Raw genomic sequence first — 22,192 nt, forward strand, 5'->3', positions numbered from 1 at the left:
CCCGCCACCAGTAGAGCCTAGGTCCCGACAGCATGCGCCCCCGCGCCACCGCTTTTCCCGATCGACGACAGATCCTCACCGGCGCCGCCGCGCTGAGCGCCGCCGGCGCGCTGCCCCACTGGGCGCACAGCCAGACGCCCGGGATCACGCCCCGCCGGACGCTGTCGGGCGAAGAGATCGCGCTGACGATCGACCATGCGCCGCTGCGCATCAACGGCCGCGCCGGCCACGGCATCGCGATCAACGGCACGGTCCCCGGTCCTCTGATCCGGCTGAAGGAAGGCCAGAACGTCCGCATCGCCGTCACCAACCGGCTTTCCGAGGACACCTCGATCCACTGGCATGGCCTGATCCTGCCCTTCCAAATGGACGGCGTTCCTGGCGTCAGCTTCCCCGGCATCAAGCCTGGTCAGACCTTCGTCTACGAATTCCCCATCGTTCAGGCCGGGACCTACTGGTACCACAGCCACTCGGGCCTCCAGGAGCTGGAGGGCCACTATGCGCCGCTGGTGATCGACCCCAAGGGCGCCGACCCCGTGGCCTACGACCGCGAGCATGTGGTCGTGCTGTCAGACTACAGCTTCACCCACCCCCACGTGCTGATGAAGAAGCTCAAGCAGGAGGGGGGCCACTTCAACCGCCAGAAGCAGACGGTGGCGGGGCTGCTGGCGGGCAAGGACCAGTCTTTGAAAGACCGGGTCGAATGGGCGGCCATGCGAATGGACGCCACCGACATCCTCGACGTGACGGCCTCGACCTACCACTACCTGGCCAATGGCCACGGCCTCCAGGACAACTGGACCGGCCTCTTCACGCCGGGCGAGCGGGTGCGCATCCGGCTGGTCAACGCGGCGGCCATGACCCTCTTCAACGTCCGCATCCCGGGCCTCGCCATGACCGTGGTGCAGGCCGACGGCCAGGATGTGCGCCCTGTCGAGGTCGATGAACTGCAGATCGCCAACGCCGAGACCTACGACGTCGTTGTCACGCCCACGCAGGATCGGCCCTACGCCCTTGTGGCCGAGGCGGCCGACCGCTCGGGCCTGGTCCGCGCCACGCTGTCGCCGCGCCCCGGCCTGATCGCCGACGCGCCGCCCCTGCGCGCCCGCCCGATCCTCACGATGAAGGACATGGGCATGGACATGGCCGGTCACGCGGGCATGGACCACGGCGGCGGCGGCGGGCACACGATGTCGATGCTGGACCCGAAGAACGCGCCGCAGGTGCGCCAGGGCCCCGGCGTGCAGATGATCTCGCCGATGCCCGTCGATCGGGTCGCCGACCGCCCGACCGGCCTGGAGACCGAGCCGGGCCGCATCCTGACCTACGCGAACCTCGTAGCGCTGCAGCCGAACCCCGACACGCGCCCGCCGTCGCGGTCGATGGAGATCCATCTGACCGGCAACATGGAGCGGTTCATGTGGGCCTTCGACGGCGAGAAGTTCAGCGAGATCACCAAACCCATACCGTTCCGCCGCGACGAGCGGGTCCGCGTGACCCTGGTCAACGACTCCATGATGAACCACCCGATCCACCTGCACGGGCACTTCATGGATCTGGTGAACGGCAATCCCGGCCACCAGCCGCGCAAGCACACGATCAACGTCATGCCGGGCGGCAAGGCCTCCTTCGACCTCACCGCCGACGCGCCCGGCGACTGGGCCTTCCACTGCCACATGCTGCTGCACATGCACGCCGGCATGTTCAAGGTCGTGACGGTGCGCCCTCTGGACGGAGAGGCCGCGTGATGCGCCTTGCGATCCTGGCCGCCGCCGCGCTCGCGACGCCCGCTTTAGCCCAGCCCGCGGATCCCCACGCGGGCCACAGGACGCCTGAGGCGACCGCGCCGCCCGCCCCATCCGATCCCCATGCGGGTCACAAGATGCCGGAGGCGAAGAGCGCCGACCCGCACGCCGGCCACCGCATGCCCGCGCCCGCGGGGCAGCCTGCAGATCCGCACGCGGGGCACAGGATGCCGAAGACGAGCCCAGCGGCCCCTGCCGACCCGCATGCAGGTCACATGATGCCTGCGTCGCCCGCCGCGGCCGATCCTCATGCCGGCCACATGATGCCGGAGGCGAAGAGCGCCGACCCGCACGCCGGCCACAACATGTCGGCTCCCCAAGGCGTCGTGGGCAACGCACCGGCGCCGCCCATCCCGGCCGACCACGCCGCCGACCGCTTCTTCCCGCCGCAGGTCATGGCCGCCGCGCGGGAGACCTTGCGCCGGGAACATGGCGTCATGCGGTGGACGACGGTGATGGTCGAGACGGCCGAGGTCCGCCCGACCGGGCACGGCACGGGCTTCGGCTGGGAAGCCAGCGCCTCCTACGGCGGCGATATCCACCGCGTCGTTCTGAAGACCGAGGGCGACGGCGCCGGGGATGACCTGGAGGCCGCCGAGGTCCAGGCGCTGTATGCGCGCGCCATCGGGCCCTATTTCAACCTGCAGGCCGGCGTGCGTCAGGACTTCCAGCCCCGTCCCCGCCGCACCTATGCGACCCTCGGCGTCGAGGGCCTCGCCCCCTACTGGTTCGAAGTCGGCGCCCAGGCCTTTCTCTCCGACAAGGGCGACATCTCGGCTCGTCTGGAAGGCTCGTACGACCTGCGCCTCACCCAGAAACTGATCCTTGAGCCCCGCGGCGAAATCAATATCGCCGCCAGTCGCGACAGGGCCATCGGCGTGGGCTCTGGCGTCACCGACCTAGAGCTGGGTCTGCGTCTCCGCTACGCCTTCACCCCGGAGTTCGCGCCCTATGTCGGCGTGAACTGGGAGCGCAAACTCGGCGACACCGCCGACCTCGCCCGGCTCGCCGGAGATTCCCGCAGCGACACCCGCCTCGTGGTCGGCCTGCGCGCCTGGTTCTAGCGGCCGCGCGGGGGCGGCGCCGAGACCTCCGCCTCCCTAGGCTCGGGAGGCAGAGGCCCGGGTCGCGCTAGTGCGCGCGCCCTTCCAGGTCTTCCTTGACCGTTCGGGCGCCGGCTTCGGCGATCGCCTGGGCCTTTTCGGCCAGGGTGGCGCCCTCGCCTTCCGGGCCGGTCTGGCGATGCAGTTCGTCCTTCACCTGCTCATAGGCGCGCTGGGCCACGTCCTTGACCTGATCGAGCGAGGCCTTCGCCGCGTCGGCCGCCTTGGTCCGGGCGGGACCGAAGTAGCGCCGCTCGACGGGGCTCGCCGGCAGAGCCGCGCCGATCGCCGCGCCGACCGCAAGTCCGATGGCGCCGATCACCAGCGGCTCGTGGTCCAGGGTGTCGTCGAACCGCCGCTTCGCCAGGCGACCGTACTCGCCGGCCTTGTCCTGGGCGACGTGAGCATACTCGGACGCCTTGTCGCGAACCGCCGAGAGGCTGTCGCCCGCATGACTCTGGACGCTGGACAGCCGCTGCTTGGCCTGCTCGGCGGTTTCCGAGAGGCGCGCCTTGGCCTGCTCGGCCTTGGCCTTCACGCGGGCCCGGATCGACTCGTCGTCGTCGTAGCCCTCGTGGACCGGATAGTAGCCGGCGGGATACCCCGTGCCCCCGCTCGAGCGTCGGGTCTGGCCGATGGCCAGCCACGCCACGCCCAGGCCGATCAGCGCGATCGGGATCGGGTTCTCGCGCAGCTGCTCCACCGCCGTCGTCAGCACCTTGTTGCTGGTTCCGCCCATGATCTTCGTCGCCTCATCGAACAGTTCTTTGGGTTGCATCTTGTCTTTCAGGGCCTCGACCGTCCGGTCGATGCGGCCGCGCGCGTCCTCGACCTCGCGTTCCAGCTCGGCGGGTGTCTTGGTCATTGGGGGTTCCCCTTCATGAGGTCTGCGTCCTTCTTGAGTTGCCGGGCGGTCCGGTCGGGCGCGAGGCCCTTGATCGAGATCGCCTTCATTCCGGCGCGAACCAGCACGTAGCCGACGCACGCCACGCCGGCGCCGACCAGCAGCGACGCCCAGATCGGGTCCATGATCTTCGACAGGGCCAGCACCAGCGCCTGCAACAGCACGAGAAGCGCCGCCACCAGCAGCAGGGCCCCGGCGGCGATGTCGGCGACCGCCTTGCCCGCCGCGCTCAGCTTTTCCGCAACCTCGGCCCGGACGAGCTCGGCCTCCTTGCGCACCAGTCCGGCGATGTCGCCGCCCAGTTGGCCCAGAAGGTCGGCCACGCCGGCCCCTCTCGGCGAGGGTCCGCCGCCGTCCATGGCCTAGCGACCTCCGACGGGAGGCGTCGTCGTGGGATAGGTCTCGCCCAGCCCCGCGGTCCCGTCCTCGGCGGCAAGCGCCGGGTCGGCATCGATGTCGGAAGCCTTGAACCCGCTGGCGTCCTCAACCGGTGGCGCGGCGAGACCGCCGCCAAAGGCCGCCGTCGGCGATCTGTCCAGCATGTCGGCGCCGGCCAGCGTCAGGTCTGCGTCGCCCAGGCCGCTGGACGAGTCGGGCTCGCTGGCCCGGGCAAATCTCCCGATCGCCAGCCCCACGAGAACCGCGCCGCCGATAAAGGCCGCCGGGTTCTTGCGGCCGAAGTCGCGCACGGCGTTCATCAGGTCGCCGGGCTCCTTGTCGGCAAGGTTGCGCGATAGGCTTTCCAGCCCGTCCGCCGCCTGGCGCACCAGCCGCGAGGCCGGAGTCTGGTCGTTCTGGTCCAGGTCATCGCCCGCGCGGCGGACCGCGTTGGCGAAATCGCCCAGGGTCTTCGTCGCCACCTGGGTTCCGCGCCGCGCTTCGGCCTGCACGCGGTCCTGCGCCACGTGTGCGAAGCTCTGCGCCTCGGCCTTCAGGGTCTGGCCGGCCTGGCCAATGAGGTCCTTCGCCTGGGCGCTGCGGCCGGTGGGCGTTGTGCTGTTCGTCGGGATGTCGGTCATATTGCTCTCCGCCAGGCAGGGACGCCGCGGCGTCGCAGCGTCGGCCGCGCGCCTTGGGGGCTAAACGCAGCTCTGGCGGTTAGGCGCCTACGGCCAAGCCGCAAGCGTCTCTTTTTCAGGAGGAACGTCGGACGCCCGACATAGCGGCCCGAAGTTTGCGGCTTAGCGGCGGCTGCGCCGATGCATCAGCGCCGCGCCGATCGCGACCCCGACCGCGAGGCCGATCGCGCCCATCGCGAGGGCTTCGCGGTCCATCGCCGCCTGCAGGCTGCGACGGGCCGAGCGGCTGAGGCGCCGCAGGCGGCTCAGCGGGTTTTCGTCATAGCCCTCGTAGATCTCGAACGGGCCCGCCAGCCCCTCGGGCTTTACATGCCGGCCGAAACTGTCGCCGGCCAGTTTGCGCGTCGCGTCGTCGAAGATTCCCATCGGTCGCACCCTAACTCTCCGGTGCATGTGCCTCGCGGCGACAGCCCCTGCAAGCCTTAGACGTCAGCCACCGCGTCAAACCCCAGGCGGCCAGCCTCGTTACACACTATACGAGAAATATGACGCGTCCCTTTATCGCTCCAGTCCTCTCGCTGCTGATCTTTGGCGCAGGCTCTGCGCAGGCGCAGGCGATCTCCGCGCAGCGGTTGTCCGACATCACCCGCGAGCTCGCGTCCGAGCCCTATGCCGGACGTGGTCCGGGCGGCCCGGGCGAGCCCCGCACCATCGACTTCATCGTCAGTCAGTTCCAGGCGCTGGGCCTGAAGCCGGCCGGCGACAGGGGCGGCTGGACGCAGGACGTGCCCCTGCGCCGCTTCCAGACCGAGCCGGGCGGGACCTACACCCTCACCGTCAACGGCAGATCCACGTCGCTGGCGACCCAGAAGGATCTGCGCATCGAGACCCAGCGTCCGGTCGAGCGTGTGGCGATCCGCGCCGCCCCCATGGTCTTCGTGGGCTATGGCGTCACCGCGCCGGAACGCGGCTGGGACGATTTCAAGGGCGTCGATCTCAAGGGCAAGATCGCGATCGTCCTCATCAACGACCCCGACTTCGAGGCGACCTCGCTCGACCCGGTCTCAGGGAAGTTCGGCGGCAAGGCGGCGACCTACTACGCACGCTGGGTCTACAAGTACGAGGAGGCCGCCCGTCGGGGCGCCCTCGGCATGCTTATCGTCCACGAGACGGCCGGCGCAGCCTACGGCTGGAACACCGTGGTGGCGCCCAACGGCGAGAGTTTCGACGTCGTGCGCAAGGACCCGGCCAAGGACAAGCTGCTGTTGCAGGGCTGGATCCAGCGCGATCTCACGGTTCAATTGTTCAAGGACGCCGGCCTCGACTTCGAAGCCGAGAAGGCCCGCGCCAGAACCGCCGCCTTCACGCCCGTTCCGCTCAAGGGCACCACGTTCTCGGCCGACTATCGCAACACGGTCACGCAGTTGAAGAGCCAGAACGTGCTGGCCGCGCTGCCCGGCGCCAAGCGGCCGGACGAGACGATCCTCTACGCCGCCCACTGGGATGCCTACGGCGTCGATCCCGCCGATCCGACCGGCAAGACGATCCGCCCGGGCGCCGTCGACGACGCCGTGGGCGTCGCCGGCGTGATCGAGACCGCGCGCGCGTTCAAGGCCGGGCCGCCTCCCGAGCGCACCATTCTCTTCGCCGCCTGGACCGCCGAGGAGCGCGGCCTCCTGGGCAGCGAGTACTACGCCCAGCAGGCCGAGGCCTCGCTCGCCAAGATGGTCGCCAACTACACCTTCGATGTCCTGCAGACCGCGGGCCCGGCAAAGGACGTGGTGCTGGTGGGCTCGGGGCAGAACGAGCTGGAGGCCCATCTGGCCGGTGTCGCCGCCCGGCACGGCCGCACGATCACCCCCGACCCGCGGCCGGAGCGCGCCCTCTTCTACCGCGCCGACCACTTCTCGGTCGCCAAGCGCGGCGTGCCCACTGTGCTCTTCATGGGCATGAGCGGCGGCGCGGACCTCGTCTCGGGCGGCAAGGCCGCCGGCGACAAGTGGGTCGAGGACTACACCGCCCGATGCTACCACCAGACCTGCGACGTGTGGGCCGCCGATCAGGACTACCGGGGCGCGGCCGACGACGTGAACCTGGCGTTCGAGGCGGGACGCGACCTTGCCAACTCCACCGCCTGGCCCGATTGGAACGCCTCGTCCGAGTTCAAGCCAGTCCGCGCCGCGAGCGCCGGGCGGCGCCGCTAGGGCGCGTAAGGTACAGTTTGTCGCAGGGGACCTCTTGGCGGGTTGATCCCCACGCGCCGCGCTGATTTGTTCGCCGCCCAACAGATCCGCCAAGTGGCAGTGGGGTCATGAGCACCGGCCAGATTGTCTCGGTCGCTGATCGATCGGCTTCCGGCCCCTTGCGGGCCCGGGTCGCCGGCCCCCTCGTCGTGGCGGCCGCCGTACTGGCCGCGGCTCTTCTAGGTATTGTGCTGCGCCCGGTCGGCCTCCTCAGCGCCTTCTGGCCCGCGAATGCCGTGCTGCTGGGGCTCTTTGTCCGCTGGCCCCGGCTCGCGACCCCCGCCGGCTGGCTGGCCGCCTTGGTCGCCTACGTGGTGGCCGATGTCGCAACGGGCAGCGCCCTTGTGCGCACCCTGACCCTGACAGGCATCAACCTCTCTGGCGTGATCGTGGGCTTCCTGTTGCTTTCGCGGCTTCAGGCCGACGATGTCGCGTTGAAGCGGCCCACCTCGGTGATCTCGGTCATCGTGATGGTGGCGCTGGCGTCGATCGCGGTCGGGATCGCCGGCGCGACGGCGCACCCCTTCCTGTTCCGGGGGGCGGCTTCGCCCGGCGTCTTCTTCTTCTGGGCCGCCACCGAGCTCGCCAACTACATGATCATACTGCCGGTCATGCTGACGGCGCCGAGCCGCCTGCAGCCGGCGGAGTGGTCCCGCCGGATCGCGCGCGTGCGCCCGGCGGAGGCGGCGCCCTTGCTGGCGTATCTGCTGAGCCTCGCCGTCACGCCGCTGATGGGCGGGCCGGGCGCGCTGGCGTTCGCCGTCCCCACCCTGCTGTGGTGCGCGCTCACCTATGGCCGCGCCGCCGCGGCGCTTCTGAACCTCACCTTCGCCGTGTGGACGCTGCTGGTGATCGGTACGAACCCGCAGGCCTTCGGCCTGTCGCTGGAGACGCCGCTCGCGATGCTGTCCCTGCGTCTGGGCGTGATGCTGGTCGCCCTGGGTCCGATCATCGTGGCCAGCGTCATGGCCGCCCGCGACGCCCTGCTCCAGGAGGCCACCGAGGCCCGCAAGGCCGCCGAGGACGCCATGGCGGCCCGCTCGCTGCTGCTGGCCACCATGACCCATGAGCTGCGCTCGCCGCTCACTTCGGTCGTGGGGTTCTCAAGCCTGATGTCCCGGCAGACGCACGGCCCGCTGGGGAGCCCCAAGTACGTCGATTACGCCCAGTCGATCGAACTGGCCGGCTCGCACCTCGCCGACCTGGTCACCGACCTGCTCGACACCGCCCGCCTCGAAGCCGGCCGTATGGAGCTGGTCTCGGCGCGCATCGCCAGCGGCGAGGTCGTCGAACAGGCCCTTCGTCTGGTCCGAGGCCTGGCCCTGGAGTCGGGGGTCACCGTCGCATCTGTCCCGGGACCCTGGCCTGACGTCTGGGCCGATCCCCGTGCGGTCAAGCAGGTGCTCATCAACCTGGTCTCGAACGGGATCAAGTTCTCGGACCCCGACAGCAGCGTCACCGTTTCGGGCGAGATCGTGGGCGATCGGCTCGTGATCCATGTGGCCGACCAGGGACGCGGCATCTCGCCGGCGGATCTTCCCAGGGTGGGCCGCGCCTACGCCCAGGCCGGGGACGCCGAGAGCCGCCGCCGCGGCACGGGCCTGGGCCTGTCGCTCTCGGCCGAACTGGTCCGGCAGCACGGCGGGGCGCTGAAGCTGGACTCGACGGTGGGCGTCGGGACGCGTGTGACCTTCGACCTGCCCCTCGCCCCTGCGGAGGCTTCGGGAGTCTCCGGCGCCGACGGCTGACATCGGCGTTCAGCCACGGTTCATGGCGCGCGCGCGTTAACTGGCCCCCGATCAGGAGGCACATATGCGCAAGATCCTCACCTCGGGCATGGCCGGCGTCATCGCGGCGGGCGCCGTCCTGGCGACCGCCGGCCCGGCCTTCGCCGACCGCCGTCATTATCGCCATCATCGCGGTGGCGGGGATGACGAAGTCGCCGCCGCCATCCTGGGCGGCGTGGCGGGCCTCGCCCTGGGCGCGGCGCTGTCGAATGGCGGCAACCGACGTGACCGCGGCGGCTACTACTATGACAACGGCTACCGCTACGATCCGCGCTATGATCGCTACTCCGGCGGCTATGGCGCCTACGATCCCTACGATCGGCCCTATCGCTACCGCGAGCGCACCTGCATCACGCGGGAACGCGTCTACGATCCCTACATCGGCCGTCGCGTGACGATCGAGCGCCGCTACCCCTGCTAGCCGGATACGGCGCACTCGGCCCGCACGCTCACCGGGACGGCGGGTCCCGGCGGCGCGGCTCCGCAGCGCACGAGCGTCCTCCTCTGGCGCGCGGGCTCCCAGCGAATAAGTCGCAGGAACATCGCTCGCTAGTCCTGGCGACCCACGCTACCCTGGCGGGCAATTGGAACATTGCTTTCCGGGACTTGTGGATCTGTCAGAGGACTTGAAGGCGGAGAATGCGCGGCTCGCCGCCCGGGTCGCAGAGCTCGAGGCGCAGATGGGGCGCGCGCCTATCGACCGGGCCAGCCTCTATCGGATGACCGACGCCGCGCCGTGGGGCGCGCTGGTGATGAACGCCGAGGGTGTCCTCGACTACGCCAACCCGGCCTTCCAGAGATGGCTGCTCAAGCCTGCGCCTGCAGCGGACGAGGCGGCTGAGAGCGTCGTCCATCCCCCGCTGATGGATGCCCTGCGCGAGCCCATGGCCAAGGCCCTGCAGGGCGAGCAAACCATTTTCGAACTCACCCTGGACGACCGCGCCGGAGAGGTTCGCCATCTCCGTCTTCAGGTCGCGCCCCGCGCCGCCGGGAACATGGGCGTCACCGGCGTCGTCGTCAGCCTCTACGACCTCACGGACGCACAGACTCTCGACCGGGTCGCGCGTGCGAACCGGGAACAGCTGGCGCGGGTCAACTCGGTCACCCCCAGCGCCAACTACCTCTTCGACTTCGAGACCGGATCGTCGATCTGGGTGGGCGGCAACACCGAGGCGGTCTACGGGCATACGGTCGAAGAACTCATCGCCGGCGGCGGCGACCTCGTCCGCCGCCTCATCCACCCCGACGACTTCCATCATGTGGGCCGCCGCCTCGCCTACCTCGCCCAGCGCCCGGACGGCGAGGTGTCGGAGTTCGAGCTGCGCGTACTGCGGCCCGACGGGACGTACCGCTGGATTCTGGACCGCGCCGTGGTGTTCGAACGCAACGCCAACGGCCGCATCGTCAAGACGCTGTCGGCCGCCATCGACATCGACGAGCGCAAGCGGGCCGAGGAACGCCGCACTCTGCTCATCAACGAGCTGAACCACCGTGTGAAGAACACCCTGGCCGCCGTGCAGTCCATCGCCCGCCAGACCCTGCGCAGCGAGCGTAACCCCGCCGAGATGAGCGAGATCTTCACCGCGCGCCTCGTCTCGCTATCCGCCGCCCACGACATCCTGACCCGCGAGAACTGGGAAGGCGCCGGCATGCGCGAGATCGCCCAGGTCGGACTGGCGCCCTTCGACGAGACCCGCATCACCGTCTCGGGCCCCGAAGTCCGCGTGACCGCCCGCGCGGCCATCGCGCTGTCGATGGCGCTGCACGAGCTGGCCACCAACGCCACCAAGTACGGCGGACTGTCGGGCGACGTCGGCGGAGTCGCCTTGACCTGGCGGACACGCCGCGAGGATGACCGTGTGCTGTTCGAGCTGGAGTGGCGCGAGTTCGGGGGTCCGCCGGTGGCCGCGCCCAAGCGCCGCGGCTTCGGCTCGCGCCTCCTGTCGCAGGGCGTCCGCGCCGACCTCAACGGCGTCGCCGAACTGCTGTTCGAGCCCGAGGGCGTGATCTGCCGGATCACCGCCCCGCTGGAGACGCCGCCCCGGCCTGACCAGGGCTGACCAGCCCGCGGCATTAGTCCGTTTGGATGACGGCTTAATCCAAATGGATGATGTCGCCCGCGCGCGTGCGGCTAAGCTGGGTCGATGAACCGCGGAGAATGCGGCCGACAGGAGTCCAAAGCATGGGCGCGAACCTGAAGTCCGAGGAAGACCTGATCCAGCGCATCTACGCCTCCGCCTACGATCCCAACCTTTGGGTCGACGTCATGGAGCGTCTCTCGGAGTCGGTCGGAGGTCTCCGCGGCTGCCTGACGCGCATCGACATGTCCACCGGCGCGGGGGTCGAGGCGATCCTCTACCGCTCGGATCCCGCGTGGGTGGACGCCTACGCCCAGCACTTCGGCGCGTTGAACATCTTCAAGTCCGATGACGCCAATCCGGGCGTGGCTCTCACGCTGACCCAGCGGATCCAGACCGATGAGGACTGCCTCGACCGCGACGCCTATCACGCATCCGAATACTACAACGATTTCATGCGCCCCCAAGACGTCGACCGGGCGCTTTTCATCCGGCTGGGCAACGAAGGGTCGGTGGCCAGCACCATCAACATCGGTCGTCGGACCGGCGACGCCTTCGAGTCCGACGATCTGGATCTCGCCGCGCGGCTGCAGCCGCACATGGTGCGGGCCTACGCCATCGGCCGGCGGCTGGCAGGCCCGCTCGGGGTGGTCCGAAGCCTGTCGGAAGCGCTCCACAACTCAGCGCATCCGCTGTTTCTCGTGGACGCCGCGTGCACGCTGATCTTCGCCAACCGCGCCGCTGAGAAGATCTTGCGGGGACGGCTGGGGTTGACCGTCCTGAACGGGCGTCTGACGCCCCATGACGGCGACGCCGCACGGCGGTTTGAGCGGCTCGTGGGGCTGGCTGCCAATCGCGACGCCGCCCGTACCGGCGGGTCGATGAGCGTGCCGCGCAGCGATGGCGGACCGGCGCTGGCGCTGCGGACGGCGCCCCTGCCCCTGGACGAGGGCGCCGTCTTCCGAGCCACGGCGCCCGTCCTGGTGAGCGTGACCGACCTGGAGTCGCCGGTCGATGCGCCCGACGGCGAGTTGCGGGACCTGTTCGGACTCACCGCCGCCGAGGTACGCCTGGCCGCCGCCATTTTCGAAGGCCTGACGCTGGCCGAGGCGGCCGAGAAGTTCGGGCTCAGCGTCAACACCGTGCGCTTCCAGCTGGCCAGGATCTTCGACAAGACTGGGGTCTCCCGCCAGGCCGAGCTGGTGAAGCTGATGATGCGCCTCGCCAGCGCGCCGGCCCCGCGCTGAGACCGGCGACAGCGCGGGCCCGCCGAGCGAGGCCTCAGACCACGGCGACCCGTCGGCGCGAGCGCATGGCAGCCCCCGCGGCGCCGAAGCCCAGGATCATCATCGCCCAGGTGGATGGCTCGGGGATGCCGCCCACGGACGGCGCATCGAACTTAGCGACGGCGTCGAAGTTCGCGGTCGTTCGAGCATCCAGCTGGCCAGAGAACAGGACCGTATCCGCCGCGTCGAAGACCGAGACATTCCAAAAGTCACGACCGCGCAGGTCATTGCGTCCGACGATCCGCAGGCTGTCGAGGGTCGCGGTGCGACCCAGGTTGATCGTCAGCTTCTCACCGCCGCCGGGCGATCCCGAGTGATAGAAGTGGCTGCCGTAGGAAGGGCTGGCGTTGCCGTCGATCGCGCCGTGGGCAGGGCCGCCAAATCCCGAGCTTGTGGCGCTGGCCGTGCCGCCTTCGGCGGCGGACGCGACATTGTCAAGCGACCCAAACTCGAAGGCGAACACTTCGGCGATCTGGATCCAGTCCGGGATCGCACTGGTGATCTCGATCCGCGTGGCGTTGACGACCGTCGCCGCGGCGGCGGGCCCAGGCCCGAGAACGATGGCGGAAAGGCCTGCGGCGACGAGCGTAGTCTTGAAGTTCATGGAAGCACCCCTTGGTCACTTGAGAGGCCCACGATGGCGCCGCGTCACCACAGGCCGCATCAGCCGAACGGATTATCCCTGACAGGCGAGTGGCCGGCGCTTGACAGTGATGAATCCAGTATTTACTAAACTTTCAACAACTGGATTTACGAGACCTCGTCACCCGGACCGAAGGCCGGCGGCCGCCCCAGCCCCGACCCTTTGCCGCAACCCATCCCTCCCCCCTGAGTGCGGTGGTCCGGGTGGCGAGCCCCAACAGGCATCCCGCCCCCGAGGTCTGAATGCGCGTTCGCTACGCCATCCGCTGGTCCAGGCTTCCCGAAACGATGGCGCTGTGCGCCTCGGCGGTCGCGATCATCATGGCCGCGTCGGGCATGATCTGAACGGCGAGGCGGGGATTCCTGAGCCATGCCCCGTCAATCGTCGTGGTAAAGCCGGATTCAGCACATCCGATAGCCTTACCTTAAACTCCGGGCCTCAAATCTGAGGCGTTGTCGGGCGCTTTCCCCCTAAGCGTCGCCCCTCGGAGCCAGCCCGTGTCCCACCCGGGTGACGGCGGCAGGAGCCTCAAGGTCCTGCACGTCGATGACGATCCGATGAACCTGCGCGTCGTGCAGGAGATCCTGGGCGCCTTCGGGCACCAGGCGGTGATGGCGTGCAGCGGCAAGGACGCGCTCGAGCGGCTGGCCGTCGAGGCCTTCGACATCATGCTGCTCGACATCCACATGCCGGGCATGACCGGCATCGAAGTCATCGAACAGCTTCGCGCCTCTTCCGGCCCCGAACGCACCACGCCGGTGATCGCGCTGACCGCGGACGTCTATTCCCGTCGCCCCGCCGAATATGTCGCCCTGGGATTCAACGACTTCGTGTCGAAGCCCATCCTGGTCTCCGGGCTGATGGCGACCATCAAGCGCTGTGTCGGCCACGCCGCGACCACGCCCCAGGCGCTCAAGACCGCCTGATCAGTCCGCATCGGCCTCGACGGGTCTCGCCGCCAGCTCGCCCGGCGCGGCGTTCAGCACCGCCGCGAGCTTTTCGCGATCCAGCTGCCCTTCCCATCGCGACACCACCAGCGTCGCCACCGCGTTGCCCACGAAGTTGGTCAGCGCGCGGCACTCGCTCATGAACCGGTCGACGCCCAGGATCAGCGCCATCCCGGCCACCGGGACGCTGGGCACCACCTGCAGGGTCGCCGCCAGCGTGATGAACCCTGCGCCGGTCACGCCGGCCGCCCCCTTCGAGCTCAGCATCGCCACCCCCAGCAGCAGCAGTTGCTCCTCGAGCGACAGCTGGATCCCCAGCGCCTGGGCGATGAACAGCGCCGCCAAGGTCATGTAGATGTTGGTGCCGTCCAGGTTGAAGCTGTAGCCGGTGGGCACGACCAGTCCGACCACCGCCTTGGCCGCGCCCGCCCGCTCCAGCTTCTCCATCAGGCTTGGCAGGGCCGCCTCCGAGGAGCTGGTGCCCAGAACCAGCCAGAGTTCCTCCTTCAGGTAGCGAAGCAGCTTGAGGATCGAGAAGCCGTTCAGCGCCGCGATCGAGCCCAGCACCACCAGCACGAACAGGATCGAGGTGCCGTAGAAGGTGGCCACCAGGATCAGCAGGTTCTGGATGCTTTCGATCCCGTACTTGCCGATGGTGAAGGCGAACGCGCCGAACGCGCCGATCGGCGCCGCGCGCATGAAGATCGCCACCAGCCGGAAGAACGCTTCGGCCACCGCGTTCAGAACGTCCAGCGCCGGCTGGCCGCGCTCGCCGATCATGGCCAGCGCCACGCCGAACGGGATCGAGAAGAACAGCACCTGCAGGATGTTGCCGTCCACGAAGGCGCCGGCGACCGTGGCGGGGATGATGTCCATCAGGAAGCCCACGATGGTCATGTCATGCGACTTGGCGGCGTAGCCCTTGACCGCCTCGGCATCGAGGGTGGCGGGATCGATGTTCATGCCCGCGCCGGGCTGCAGCAGGTTGGCGACGATCAGGCCGACCACCAGCGCAAAGCTGGAGACCGTGATGAAGTAGGCGAAGGCCTTCGCCGCCACCCCGCCCACTTTGCCGATGTCGCGCATGCCGGCGATGCCGGTGACCACGGTCAGGAAGATCACCGGGGCGATGATCATCTTCACCAGCTTGATGAAGGCGTCGCCCAGAGGCTTGAGCGCCTCGCCGGTCGCTGGCCAGAAGTGGCCGATGACCGCCCCCAGGGCGATCGCGACCAGGACCTGCAGGTAGAGCTGCGTCCACAGCGGCTTCTTCGCCGCCGGCGCCTCGGCCGTCCTGATCCCTGCCACCCGCGATTCCCCCGCATTGTTCGCCCGCCACCGTAGCGTCAGAAACATCCCGGCAAAACGGCTGGTCGAGTATTCGAAGACAGGGAATGCTGGGCCTGGAGCGTCCGCACAGACGGACGCCGGCTCCGGGGAGGACGACATGCTGGACCGCCGCAACCTTTTGCTGGGCGTCGCGGGCGCCGCGGGCTTCGCCGCCCTGCCCGCCTGGGCGAAGATCGCCGTGCAGCCGCCGGCCTCGGCCGGCTTCTCCGCCGCGGGCGTCGCGGCTCTGAACGCCGAGATGCATGCGCTGGTCGATCAGCAGAAGCTGGCCGGCGTCGTCACCCTGCTGGCCCGCAAGGGCAAGGTCGTGAACCTCGACGCCTACGGGAAGCAGGACGCCTCGGCGCCGACCCCGTTGGCGACGGACTCGATCTTCCGCATCGCCTCGATGACCAAGCCGATCACCGGCGTGGCCATGATGCAGCTCTACGAGCAGGGCAAGTGGAAGCTCGACGATCCCGTCTCGAAGTTCGTGCCCCAGTTCGCCGGCCTCAAGGTCAGGACCCCGGCGGGCGACGTGGCCCAGGCCAGCCCGATGACCATGGCCCAGCTGATGAGCCACACCGCCGGCTTCGGCGTGAGCTCGGTCTACGAAGGCGTCAATCTGGCCGAGACCGATCTTCAGGGCATGATCGACAAGCTGGCCAAGCTGCCGCTGGTCAGCCAGCCCGGCACGGACTGGGCCTATGGGCCTTGCGTGAATATCCAGGGCTATGTCGTTGAAAAGCTGTCGGGGATGGATCTCGCCGACTACTTCCAGAAGCATATCTTCACGCCGCTGAAGATGACCGACACCCAGTTCTGGGTCGATCCGGCCAAGGTCGACCGCCTCGTGGCCGTGCACAACTACGTGGATGGCAAGATCGCCCGGATGCCCGGCGAGATGCGACGGGCCACCGCCAAGCCGCGCTTCCTCGCCGGATCGGGCGGCCTCTACTCCACAGCCCCCGACTACTTCCGCTTCTGCCAGGCCCTGCTGAACGGCGGCGAGCTGGACGGCGCGCGGGTGTTGAAGCTCGGGACCGTCAAGCTGATGCGCAAGTCGGTCCTCAGGCCCGGCGTCGGCATCGACCTCTATGGTCCGGTCCAGAAGGGCCTGGGCTTCGGCATGGACTTCGCCGTCCATGAGCGCCCGGCCGAGAGTGGCCTGCCTCACGGCCAGGACAGCTACTGGTGGGGCGGCGCGTTCGGCACCTGGTTCTGGATCGATCCCACCAACGACATCGTCTTCGTCGGCATGATCCAGAACATCGAGGGTTCGATCCCGGGCCGCGGCACGCCGGCCGTCCGCGACATCTCTCCCAAGGCGGTCTACGCCGCCCTCACCGATAAGAAGGCCTGAGCATGCGCACCCTCTTTCTCGCCGGCCTCCTCGCGGCCACCGCGTTCGCGGCGACAGCGGCCGACTACAAGGCCCCGCGCAACGCCTTCGGCCAGCCCGATCTCGAGGGCGTCTGGTCCAACGCCTCGCTGACCAGCCTGGAGCGCGGCCCGCAATTCAAGACCCTGACCATCACCGAGGCGCAGGCCAAGGCGATGGAGAGCGGCCGGGCGCGCATGATGGAAGCCCAGTCCAGGCCCACCGATCCGAACGCCCCGGCGCCCAAGGCCGGCCAGGATCCCGGGGGCTACAACGCCTTCTGGACCGATCCCGGCACGCGCATGGGCCGCATCAGGGGCGAGGTGCGCACCTCGTGGCTGATCGACCCGGCCGATGGCAGGCTTCCCTACAAGCCCGAGGGCTACAAGCTCTACCAGGACACCCTGAACAAGGCCCGCAACACCTTCGACGGCCCCGAGGCCCGCCCCCTGGGCGAGCGCTGCATCCTGGGCTTCGGCTCCACCGCCGGCCCGCCGATGATGAACGTGCTGTACAACAACCACTACCAGCTGCAGCAGGCGAAGGACCACGTGGTCATCGTGGTCGAGATGAACCACGACGCCCGCATCATCCGCCTCGCCGACAAGACCCGCTCGCCCACCCACATCCGCAACTGGATGGGCGAAAGCATCGGCCGGTGGGAGGGCGACACCCTGGTCGTGGAGACGACGGGCTTCAATCCGGGCGAGTCCCTGCGGCCCTACTTCGGCGCCAGCCTGTTCCTGTCGCCCGACGCGAGGGTGACCGAGCGCTTCACCCGCGTCTCCGCCGACCAGATTCTCTACGCCTTCGAGGTGGACGATCCCACGGTCTACAAGCAGGTCTGGAAGGCCGAGATGCCGCTCAACGCCGCCAAGGGCCCGGTCTATGAGTACGCCTGCCACGAGGGCAACTACTCGCTCCCCGGCATCCTCGCCGGCGCCCGCAAGGCGGAATCCGAGGGCCGCAGGCCCGACGCGGTGGACCTGGCGGAGTAAGGCCCTAACCCCCCAAGGCGGCGGGGTCGTTCAGAACCAGCTCAAGTCCACGCGCCGGTCGCCGACGATCACGCCCTTCAGCCGGGCCTTGCCGTCCTGACCAACCGAGACCACGGCCCAGGATGGCGGCGGTTCGCCGTCGCGGCCGCGCAGAGCCGTTTCAAGGCGCTGGGCTTCCCCCTGGTCCAGGTGGATGCGGTCGACGCCGATGTCGAGGGTGGCCGAGACGGTCTCCGGAACCTCGCGATCACCGATCGTCAGGGGGCGCATGCCGTAGCAGAGGGCCGCCCCACGCATCGCGACATCGCCCAGCCGCAGCGCTGCGGCCCGGCTGGGAGCCGCCGCCACGAGCCGGTGCGCCGAACCGTCGCGCCGCGCCGCCAGCCACAGCTGGCCCGGGGCCGCTTCCAGGCGGGAGCCCTTCCAGACGCACATCTGCTGCGGCGGGATCTTGTCGACCAGTTGGAACTGCACGTAGTGGCCGGTCAGCAGGCTGCGCGGGTCGTAGCCGGTGATCGCCAGGCGCACCTCCTGCCCGCCTGCCCGCGCCACGCCTTCGCGCACGACCAGTCCGACCAGCCCGAGGGTCAGCAAGACCACGGCGGTTACGATCCGAGCCGGGATGGACGGCAACCTCACGGCGCCGTCCTCCGCCGCAGCACGAACGCGACGCCCAACGCGATCAGCGCTGCGCCCGCGAACACCGCCGCCGAGGTCATCAGCCCGACCCCCAGGTTGAACAGCAGTGTCGCGCCCCCCGCGAACAGGCCCACGACCCCGGCGGACGTCACGCCCGCGTGCCGATCATGCCGCCCCAGCCCCACCGCCGCGCCCGCGAGCGCCAGCCACGCCACTGAGTGGGTCACCCCGCGCAGAGTCTCGTCGAACCCCGCTGCGCCGAACCAGAACAGCGCGCCCCAGGCCAGCCAACCGTAGAGCACGCCCGCCGGCCCTTCGAAGCGCTCACGACCCCAGCGCGCCGCCGCCGCGCCGGCCGCCAGGACGCCGGCCGCGGCCAGGAACAGGGTCTCGGCGTGGCCGCGGACCAGCGGATCGAAGGTCATTACCGCGACGATGGCGGCCAGCCCCGCCGCGTGCGCCAGGGCCTGCGACCGGCAGACGATCGCGGCCGCCGCCCCCAGCGGCGCCGCCAGCACCAGCCAGCCGAACAGGATCTTGTCGCGCCCGAACATCTGCCCGTCGGTGAAGTCGCCCAGCGCCAGCATCAGCAGCGCCACGACCCCGGCCCACGGCGAACGTCCGGCCAGCGCCAGCAACGCCGCCGCCAGGCCCGCGGACCGAAGCGCCGTCGCGGGCTGGCCGGTGATATCGAAGATCTGTCCCGTCAGGCCGATGGCGGCGGCGAAGATGAGGGCCGCGACGCTCAGCAGGGCCTGCGCTGCGATGGGGCGCCCCCGCGCGCTGGCCCAGGCCGCCGCGCCGCCCGCGGCGCCGAACGCCGCCAGGATCATTCCGAACCGCGCCAGCCGCGGTATCGCCCCCCAGTTGGCGGCCACGAAGGCGATCACCGCCACGCCGGCCATCAGAGCGCCGATGATCGCAAGCGCCGTCGCCGCGTCCAGCCGGCGTCCCTCACGAACGCCCTGCAGGATCGCGGCGCGGTTCTCCGCGGGAACCAGCCCGCGGGAGATCCAGCCGTCCAGATCCTGTTCCAGCCGCCGCCTGTAGCTCGCCATCCGTCCTCCGCGCCCCAGAGTGCCCCGGCGACGCGCCCTACGCCATACCGCCTCCTGAAGAAGCCCTCCGACCCCGTACGCCGTAAACCACTTGTGCCGCCCGTTCCGCGAACCGCGGCTTCAATTCCGTCTCGACCGAAATCGGTTTCCTTGAGGTTGCACGCTTATTGACGCGGCGTCCGCCATGCCGGACATTCGAATTCAAGCGCCATCTACGAGCGCTGTTCAAACGGGCTTGGGGGAATACGTCCAGATGGGATCGAGAAAGAGCATACTGCTGTCATGCGCCTTTGCGCTAACAGCGTTCTCCAGCGAGGCCTTTGCTCAGGCCACGGAAATCGAAGAGCTGGTGGTCACCGCCGAAAAGCGCGAGCAGTCCCTGCAGGACGTGCCCGTCGCCATCTCGGCCTTCACCGACGAGCGCCGCGAGCTGGTCGGCATCAACTCGGTTCAGGACCTCACCAACTTCACGCCGGGCCTGGCCTACTCCACCAACAACGACCGCGCGTCGCTGCGCGGCATCGGCCGCTTCTCGAACAACCGCTCCACCGAGGGCGGCGTGGCCATGTACAACGATGGCTTCTACACCTCCTCGGTGACGGCCTTCGCGCAGTCGACCCTGTTCCTCGAGCGCACTGAGGTGCTGCGGGGCCCGCAGGGCACGCTCTACGGCAAGAACGCCATCGGCGGCGCGCTGAACATCGTCTCCAAGCGGCCCACCGACGACTTCTACGGCGAGACGCGCGCCAGCTACGGCAACTACGACGCCAAGACGCTGGAAGGCGCCATCTCGGGCCCGCTGTTCGGCGGCGTCCGCGGCCGCCTCGCCGGCTCGTGGGGCCATAACGGCAAGGGGGTCTTCGAAAACCTCAATCCGAACCTGCCGGACGAAGGCAACCGGGGCGCCGTCTGGACCGTCGAAGGCCAGCTCGACGGCAACTTCGCCGACGGCAAGGTCGAATGGTGGCTGAAGCACTCGACCACCGAGTGGCACACCCTGGGCCGCGGCCCCGGCGGCCGCACGACGGCCGCGTACGGCAGCCGTGTCACCGACGTGCCGCTGCAGGCGCCGCTGACGCCCAACGCGGCCAACTTCGGCATCGGCTCCAGCCTGCTGCCGGGCAACACCTGCCAGTTCTGCTACAACACCGACGACGGGAACTTCATCAACCTAGAGAGCACCACGACCACCCTGCAGGTCGTGTTCCACGCCGACAACTTCGATGTGAAGTACATCACCGGCCAGACCTACTACGACTATCGTCTGCAGACCGACCTGGACGGCACGCCGCGGCAGGCGCCGTTCTTCCTGCCGCTGCAGAACCCGCTGGCCCCGGCGACCACCGTCAACGCGCTCTACTTCCCGAGGCAGCACAACCAGTACCAGGAAGAGGTCTGGTGGTTCTCGAACGAACTGAACATCGCCTCGACCCACGAGGGGCCGGTCCAGTGGCTGTTCGGCGTCTATCAGTTCCGCGAAGGGTCGAACTACCGGCTTTCGGACGCCCGCTTCCCGGATGATGCGCGCTTCGAGACACCGGTCCTGTTCAGCGCGACCAACCCGCTGTCCACCGCGGCAGCCGCGCCGAACCCGCTCCGCCGCTATGCCGTGGGCGAGTCCGAAAACAAGAACCAGTCCTATGCCGCCTTTGGCCAGATCGACTGGCAGATCAACGACGCGTTCAAGGTCACGGCCGGCCTCCGCTACACCTACGATGAAAAGACCTCGTTCGAGGGCGCGCGCCTGTTCTGCCTCTACACCGCGTCGTGCCCGGTCTCGCGCGTCAACGGCCGGCCGGTGGACATCACGGCGGCGGCCTCCCCCGGCTTCAGCACCATCAACGGGGTGCAGGTCACCGACGCAGCCGTCGTAGGCGGCGTGGCGGGCATCTACACCGACGCCACGACGGGCCTGCGCCATCGCCTCCTGAACTACGACTGGAGCGCGGTGACCGGCACCCTGGGCGTCGACTGGAAGCCGGACGCCGACACCCTGGTCTACGGGAAGTACTCCCGCGGCTATAAGGCCGGCGGCTTCGACTCGGGAACGACGACGCTCCAGACGTTCGTCACGACCGAGAAGGAAATGATCGACGCCTTCGAAGTGGGCCTGAAGAAGACCTTCGGCGGGCGCTTCCAGCTGAACGCCTCGGCCTTCTACTACGACTACCAGGACATCCAGATCCCGCTGTCGTTCTTCAACGAGACGCTCGGCGCGAACCAGACCCGGTTCGTGAACGTGCCCAAGGCCGAGAACTACGGTCTGGAGCTGGAAACCACCTGGCAGCCGATCGACGGCCTGCAGATCCTGGCGAACTACTCCTACCTGAACGCCAAGATCAAAGAGGGCGTGTTCTCGCCGGATCCGGATGATCCGCTGGCCCTGCAGCCCGGCGCCAAGATCGCGCCGGCCTCGGCCCAGGCCGCCAACGCCTGCATCCCCGGCCGTTCGCCGACCGGCACGGGCGCCACTGCCTGCTCGCTGCTGGTAAACGTCAACCAGGACATCTCGGGCTCCCGCCTGCCGTCCTCGACGCCGCACCGGTTCACGATCAACGCGAACTACACCTGGACGCTCGACCCCGGCACGTTCTCGGTGTCGAGCAGCTACGTGTGGCGGGATTCGACCTACTATTCGGTCTTCAACGCCTACTACAACAAGGCCAAGTCTTACGGCACGACCGACTTCCGCGCCGTGTTCCGGGAAAAGGACGACAAGTTCGCGATCATCGGCTCGATCAAGAACGTGTTCGATCAGCGCGGATCCGCCGGCATCTCGGGCACCCGGATCAGCAACAATTCGGTGGGCAATAATGTGAACCACCCGCTGTTCAACCGGGTGAACCAGACTGTCTCCTACATCCTGCCGCGCACCTACACCTTGGAAGTTCAGTACCGGTACTGATCGGCCCAACTGTTCATCGTGCGAACGGCCCGGGAGCGATCCCGGGCCGCTTTCGTTTCAGCGCCCG

19 protein-coding genes are annotated in these 22,192 nt (G+C 68.9%); 11 read left to right on the forward strand and 8 right to left on the reverse strand.

The features are described from left to right. Positions 1-32: 32 nt before the first annotated feature. A complete protein-coding gene (locus EPN98_RS23605) occupies positions 33-1,748 on the forward strand; it encodes a copper resistance system multicopper oxidase (protein WP_293365418.1) in 1,716 nt (571 codons plus the stop codon). A gap of 272 nt (positions 1,749-2,020) precedes the next feature. Then, positions 2,021-2,869: a copper resistance protein B gene (locus EPN98_RS23610; protein WP_366558523.1), complete on the forward strand. Its 849-nt coding sequence runs from the start codon at positions 2,021-2,023 to the stop codon at positions 2,867-2,869. A gap of 67 nt (positions 2,870-2,936) precedes the next feature. On the opposite strand, the gene EPN98_RS23615 is transcribed toward EPN98_RS23610, so the two are convergent. The 4 genes from EPN98_RS23615 to EPN98_RS23630 form a co-directional block, all read right to left on the reverse strand. Next, positions 2,937-3,773 (reverse strand): DUF3618 domain-containing protein, encoded by an 837-nt coding sequence (locus tag EPN98_RS23615; RefSeq protein ID WP_293365420.1) that lies wholly within the window; start codon positions 3,771-3,773, stop codon positions 2,937-2,939. Next, positions 3,770-4,135, reverse strand: coding sequence for a phage holin family protein (locus EPN98_RS23620; RefSeq protein ID WP_293365421.1), 366 nt, complete (start codon positions 4,133-4,135; stop codon positions 3,770-3,772). The genes EPN98_RS23615 and EPN98_RS23620 overlap by 4 nt, the downstream gene beginning before the upstream one ends. 39 nt (positions 4,136-4,174) lie before the next feature. Further along, entirely contained in the window at positions 4,175-4,831 is a 657-nt protein-coding gene (locus tag EPN98_RS23625; protein WP_293365422.1) for a hypothetical protein, read from the reverse strand. Between the two features lie 162 nt (positions 4,832-4,993). After that, positions 4,994-5,257: a hypothetical protein gene (locus EPN98_RS23630; protein WP_293365423.1), complete on the reverse strand. Its 264-nt coding sequence runs from the start codon at positions 5,255-5,257 to the stop codon at positions 4,994-4,996. 119 nt (positions 5,258-5,376) lie between these two features. Between EPN98_RS23630 and EPN98_RS23635 the strand changes: the two genes are divergently transcribed. The 5 genes from EPN98_RS23635 to EPN98_RS23655 all read left to right on the forward strand — a co-directional run bounded on the left by EPN98_RS23635 (position 5,377) and on the right by EPN98_RS23655 (position 12,186). Next, a complete protein-coding gene (locus tag EPN98_RS23635; protein WP_293365424.1) occupies positions 5,377-7,035 on the forward strand; it encodes a M28 family metallopeptidase in 1,659 nt (552 codons plus the stop codon). 107 nt (positions 7,036-7,142) lie between these two features. Then, positions 7,143-8,822: a sensor histidine kinase gene (locus EPN98_RS23640; protein ID WP_293365425.1), complete on the forward strand. Its 1,680-nt coding sequence runs from the start codon at positions 7,143-7,145 to the stop codon at positions 8,820-8,822. 64 nt (positions 8,823-8,886) lie between these two features. Next, positions 8,887-9,282 (forward strand): hypothetical protein, encoded by a 396-nt coding sequence (locus EPN98_RS23645; protein WP_293365426.1) that lies wholly within the window; start codon positions 8,887-8,889, stop codon positions 9,280-9,282. A gap of 205 nt (positions 9,283-9,487) precedes the next feature. Continuing rightward, on the forward strand, positions 9,488-10,921 hold the full coding sequence (locus EPN98_RS23650) for an HWE histidine kinase domain-containing protein (protein ID WP_293365427.1): 1,434 nt from the start codon (positions 9,488-9,490) through the stop codon (positions 10,919-10,921). A gap of 122 nt (positions 10,922-11,043) precedes the next feature. Continuing rightward, positions 11,044-12,186 carry a helix-turn-helix transcriptional regulator gene (locus EPN98_RS23655; RefSeq protein WP_293365428.1) on the forward strand — a complete coding sequence of 381 codons (1,143 nt, stop codon included), beginning with the start codon at positions 11,044-11,046 and terminating at the stop codon, positions 12,184-12,186. A 34-nt stretch (positions 12,187-12,220) separates the two neighbouring features. Here the strand turns inward: EPN98_RS23655 and EPN98_RS23660 are convergent, their stop codons facing one another. Further along, positions 12,221-12,829 carry a PEPxxWA-CTERM sorting domain-containing protein gene (locus EPN98_RS23660; protein WP_293365429.1) on the reverse strand — a complete coding sequence of 203 codons (609 nt, stop codon included), beginning with the start codon at positions 12,827-12,829 and terminating at the stop codon, positions 12,221-12,223. Between the two features lie 536 nt (positions 12,830-13,365). Between EPN98_RS23660 and EPN98_RS23665 the strand changes: the two genes are divergently transcribed. Then, on the forward strand, positions 13,366-13,794 hold the full coding sequence (locus EPN98_RS23665; protein WP_293365430.1) for a response regulator: 429 nt from the start codon (positions 13,366-13,368) through the stop codon (positions 13,792-13,794). On the opposite strand, the gene EPN98_RS23670 is transcribed toward EPN98_RS23665, so the two are convergent. After that, positions 13,795-15,123, reverse strand: coding sequence for a dicarboxylate/amino acid:cation symporter (locus tag EPN98_RS23670; protein ID WP_293365431.1), 1,329 nt, complete (start codon positions 15,121-15,123; stop codon positions 13,795-13,797). It lies immediately after the preceding gene. A gap of 139 nt (positions 15,124-15,262) precedes the next feature. Here EPN98_RS23670 and EPN98_RS23675 point away from each other — a divergent pair, with 139 nt between their 5' ends. Then, positions 15,263-16,507, forward strand: a complete 1,245-nt coding sequence (locus tag EPN98_RS23675) for a serine hydrolase domain-containing protein (RefSeq protein ID WP_293365432.1) — start codon at positions 15,263-15,265, stop codon at positions 16,505-16,507. 2 nt (positions 16,508-16,509) lie between these two features. After that, complete coding sequence (locus EPN98_RS23680) at positions 16,510-17,523, forward strand: hypothetical protein (RefSeq protein ID WP_293365433.1); 1,014 nt, start codon at positions 16,510-16,512, stop codon at positions 17,521-17,523. 30 nt (positions 17,524-17,553) lie between these two features. Here EPN98_RS23680 and EPN98_RS23685 read toward each other — a convergent pair whose 3' ends face one another. Both EPN98_RS23685 and EPN98_RS23690 read right to left on the reverse strand, forming a co-directional pair. Next, positions 17,554-18,162, reverse strand: coding sequence for a GDYXXLXY domain-containing protein (locus tag EPN98_RS23685; protein ID WP_293365434.1), 609 nt, complete (start codon positions 18,160-18,162; stop codon positions 17,554-17,556). Further along, entirely contained in the window at positions 18,159-19,220 is a 1,062-nt protein-coding gene (locus tag EPN98_RS23690; protein WP_293365435.1) for a DUF2157 domain-containing protein, read from the reverse strand. The genes EPN98_RS23685 and EPN98_RS23690 overlap by 4 nt, the downstream gene beginning before the upstream one ends. Before the next feature lie 253 nt (positions 19,221-19,473). Here EPN98_RS23690 and EPN98_RS23695 point away from each other — a divergent pair, with 253 nt between their 5' ends. Next, entirely contained in the window at positions 19,474-22,125 is a 2,652-nt protein-coding gene (locus tag EPN98_RS23695) for a TonB-dependent receptor (protein ID WP_293365436.1), read from the forward strand. The last annotated feature ends 67 nt before the right edge of the window (positions 22,126-22,192 follow it).

Origin of the sequence: Phenylobacterium sp. (genome assembly GCF_004299445.1) — a bacterium.
Classification (GTDB): domain Bacteria; phylum Pseudomonadota; class Alphaproteobacteria; order Caulobacterales; family Caulobacteraceae; genus Phenylobacterium.

Excerpts from the sequence above, each read along its gene's own strand:
- EPN98_RS23695 (WP_293365436.1), top strand. The coding sequence starts at position 19,474 with ATGGGATCGAGAAAGAGCATACTGCTGTCATGCGCCTTTGCGCTAACA.
- EPN98_RS23655 (WP_293365428.1), top strand. The coding sequence starts at position 11,044 with ATGGGCGCGAACCTGAAGTCCGAGGAAGACCTGATCCAGCGCATCTAC.
- EPN98_RS23660 (WP_293365429.1), bottom strand. The coding sequence starts at position 12,829 with ATGAACTTCAAGACTACGCTCGTCGCCGCAGGCCTTTCCGCCATCGTT.
- EPN98_RS23605 (WP_293365418.1), top strand. The coding sequence starts at position 33 with ATGCGCCCCCGCGCCACCGCTTTTCCCGATCGACGACAGATCCTCACC.
- EPN98_RS23635 (WP_293365424.1), top strand. The coding sequence starts at position 5,377 with ATGACGCGTCCCTTTATCGCTCCAGTCCTCTCGCTGCTGATCTTTGGC.
- EPN98_RS23675 (WP_293365432.1), top strand. The coding sequence starts at position 15,263 with ATGCTGGACCGCCGCAACCTTTTGCTGGGCGTCGCGGGCGCCGCGGGC.
- EPN98_RS23680 (WP_293365433.1), top strand. The coding sequence starts at position 16,510 with ATGCGCACCCTCTTTCTCGCCGGCCTCCTCGCGGCCACCGCGTTCGCG.
- EPN98_RS23640 (WP_293365425.1), top strand. The coding sequence starts at position 7,143 with ATGAGCACCGGCCAGATTGTCTCGGTCGCTGATCGATCGGCTTCCGGC.
- EPN98_RS23610 (WP_366558523.1), top strand. The coding sequence starts at position 2,021 with ATGATGCCTGCGTCGCCCGCCGCGGCCGATCCTCATGCCGGCCACATG.
- EPN98_RS23645 (WP_293365426.1), top strand. The coding sequence starts at position 8,887 with ATGCGCAAGATCCTCACCTCGGGCATGGCCGGCGTCATCGCGGCGGGC.
- EPN98_RS23625 (WP_293365422.1), bottom strand. The coding sequence starts at position 4,831 with ATGACCGACATCCCGACGAACAGCACAACGCCCACCGGCCGCAGCGCC.
- EPN98_RS23630 (WP_293365423.1), bottom strand. The coding sequence starts at position 5,257 with ATGGGAATCTTCGACGACGCGACGCGCAAACTGGCCGGCGACAGTTTC.
- EPN98_RS23615 (WP_293365420.1), bottom strand. The coding sequence starts at position 3,773 with ATGACCAAGACACCCGCCGAGCTGGAACGCGAGGTCGAGGACGCGCGC.
- EPN98_RS23690 (WP_293365435.1), bottom strand. The coding sequence starts at position 19,220 with ATGGCGAGCTACAGGCGGCGGCTGGAACAGGATCTGGACGGCTGGATC.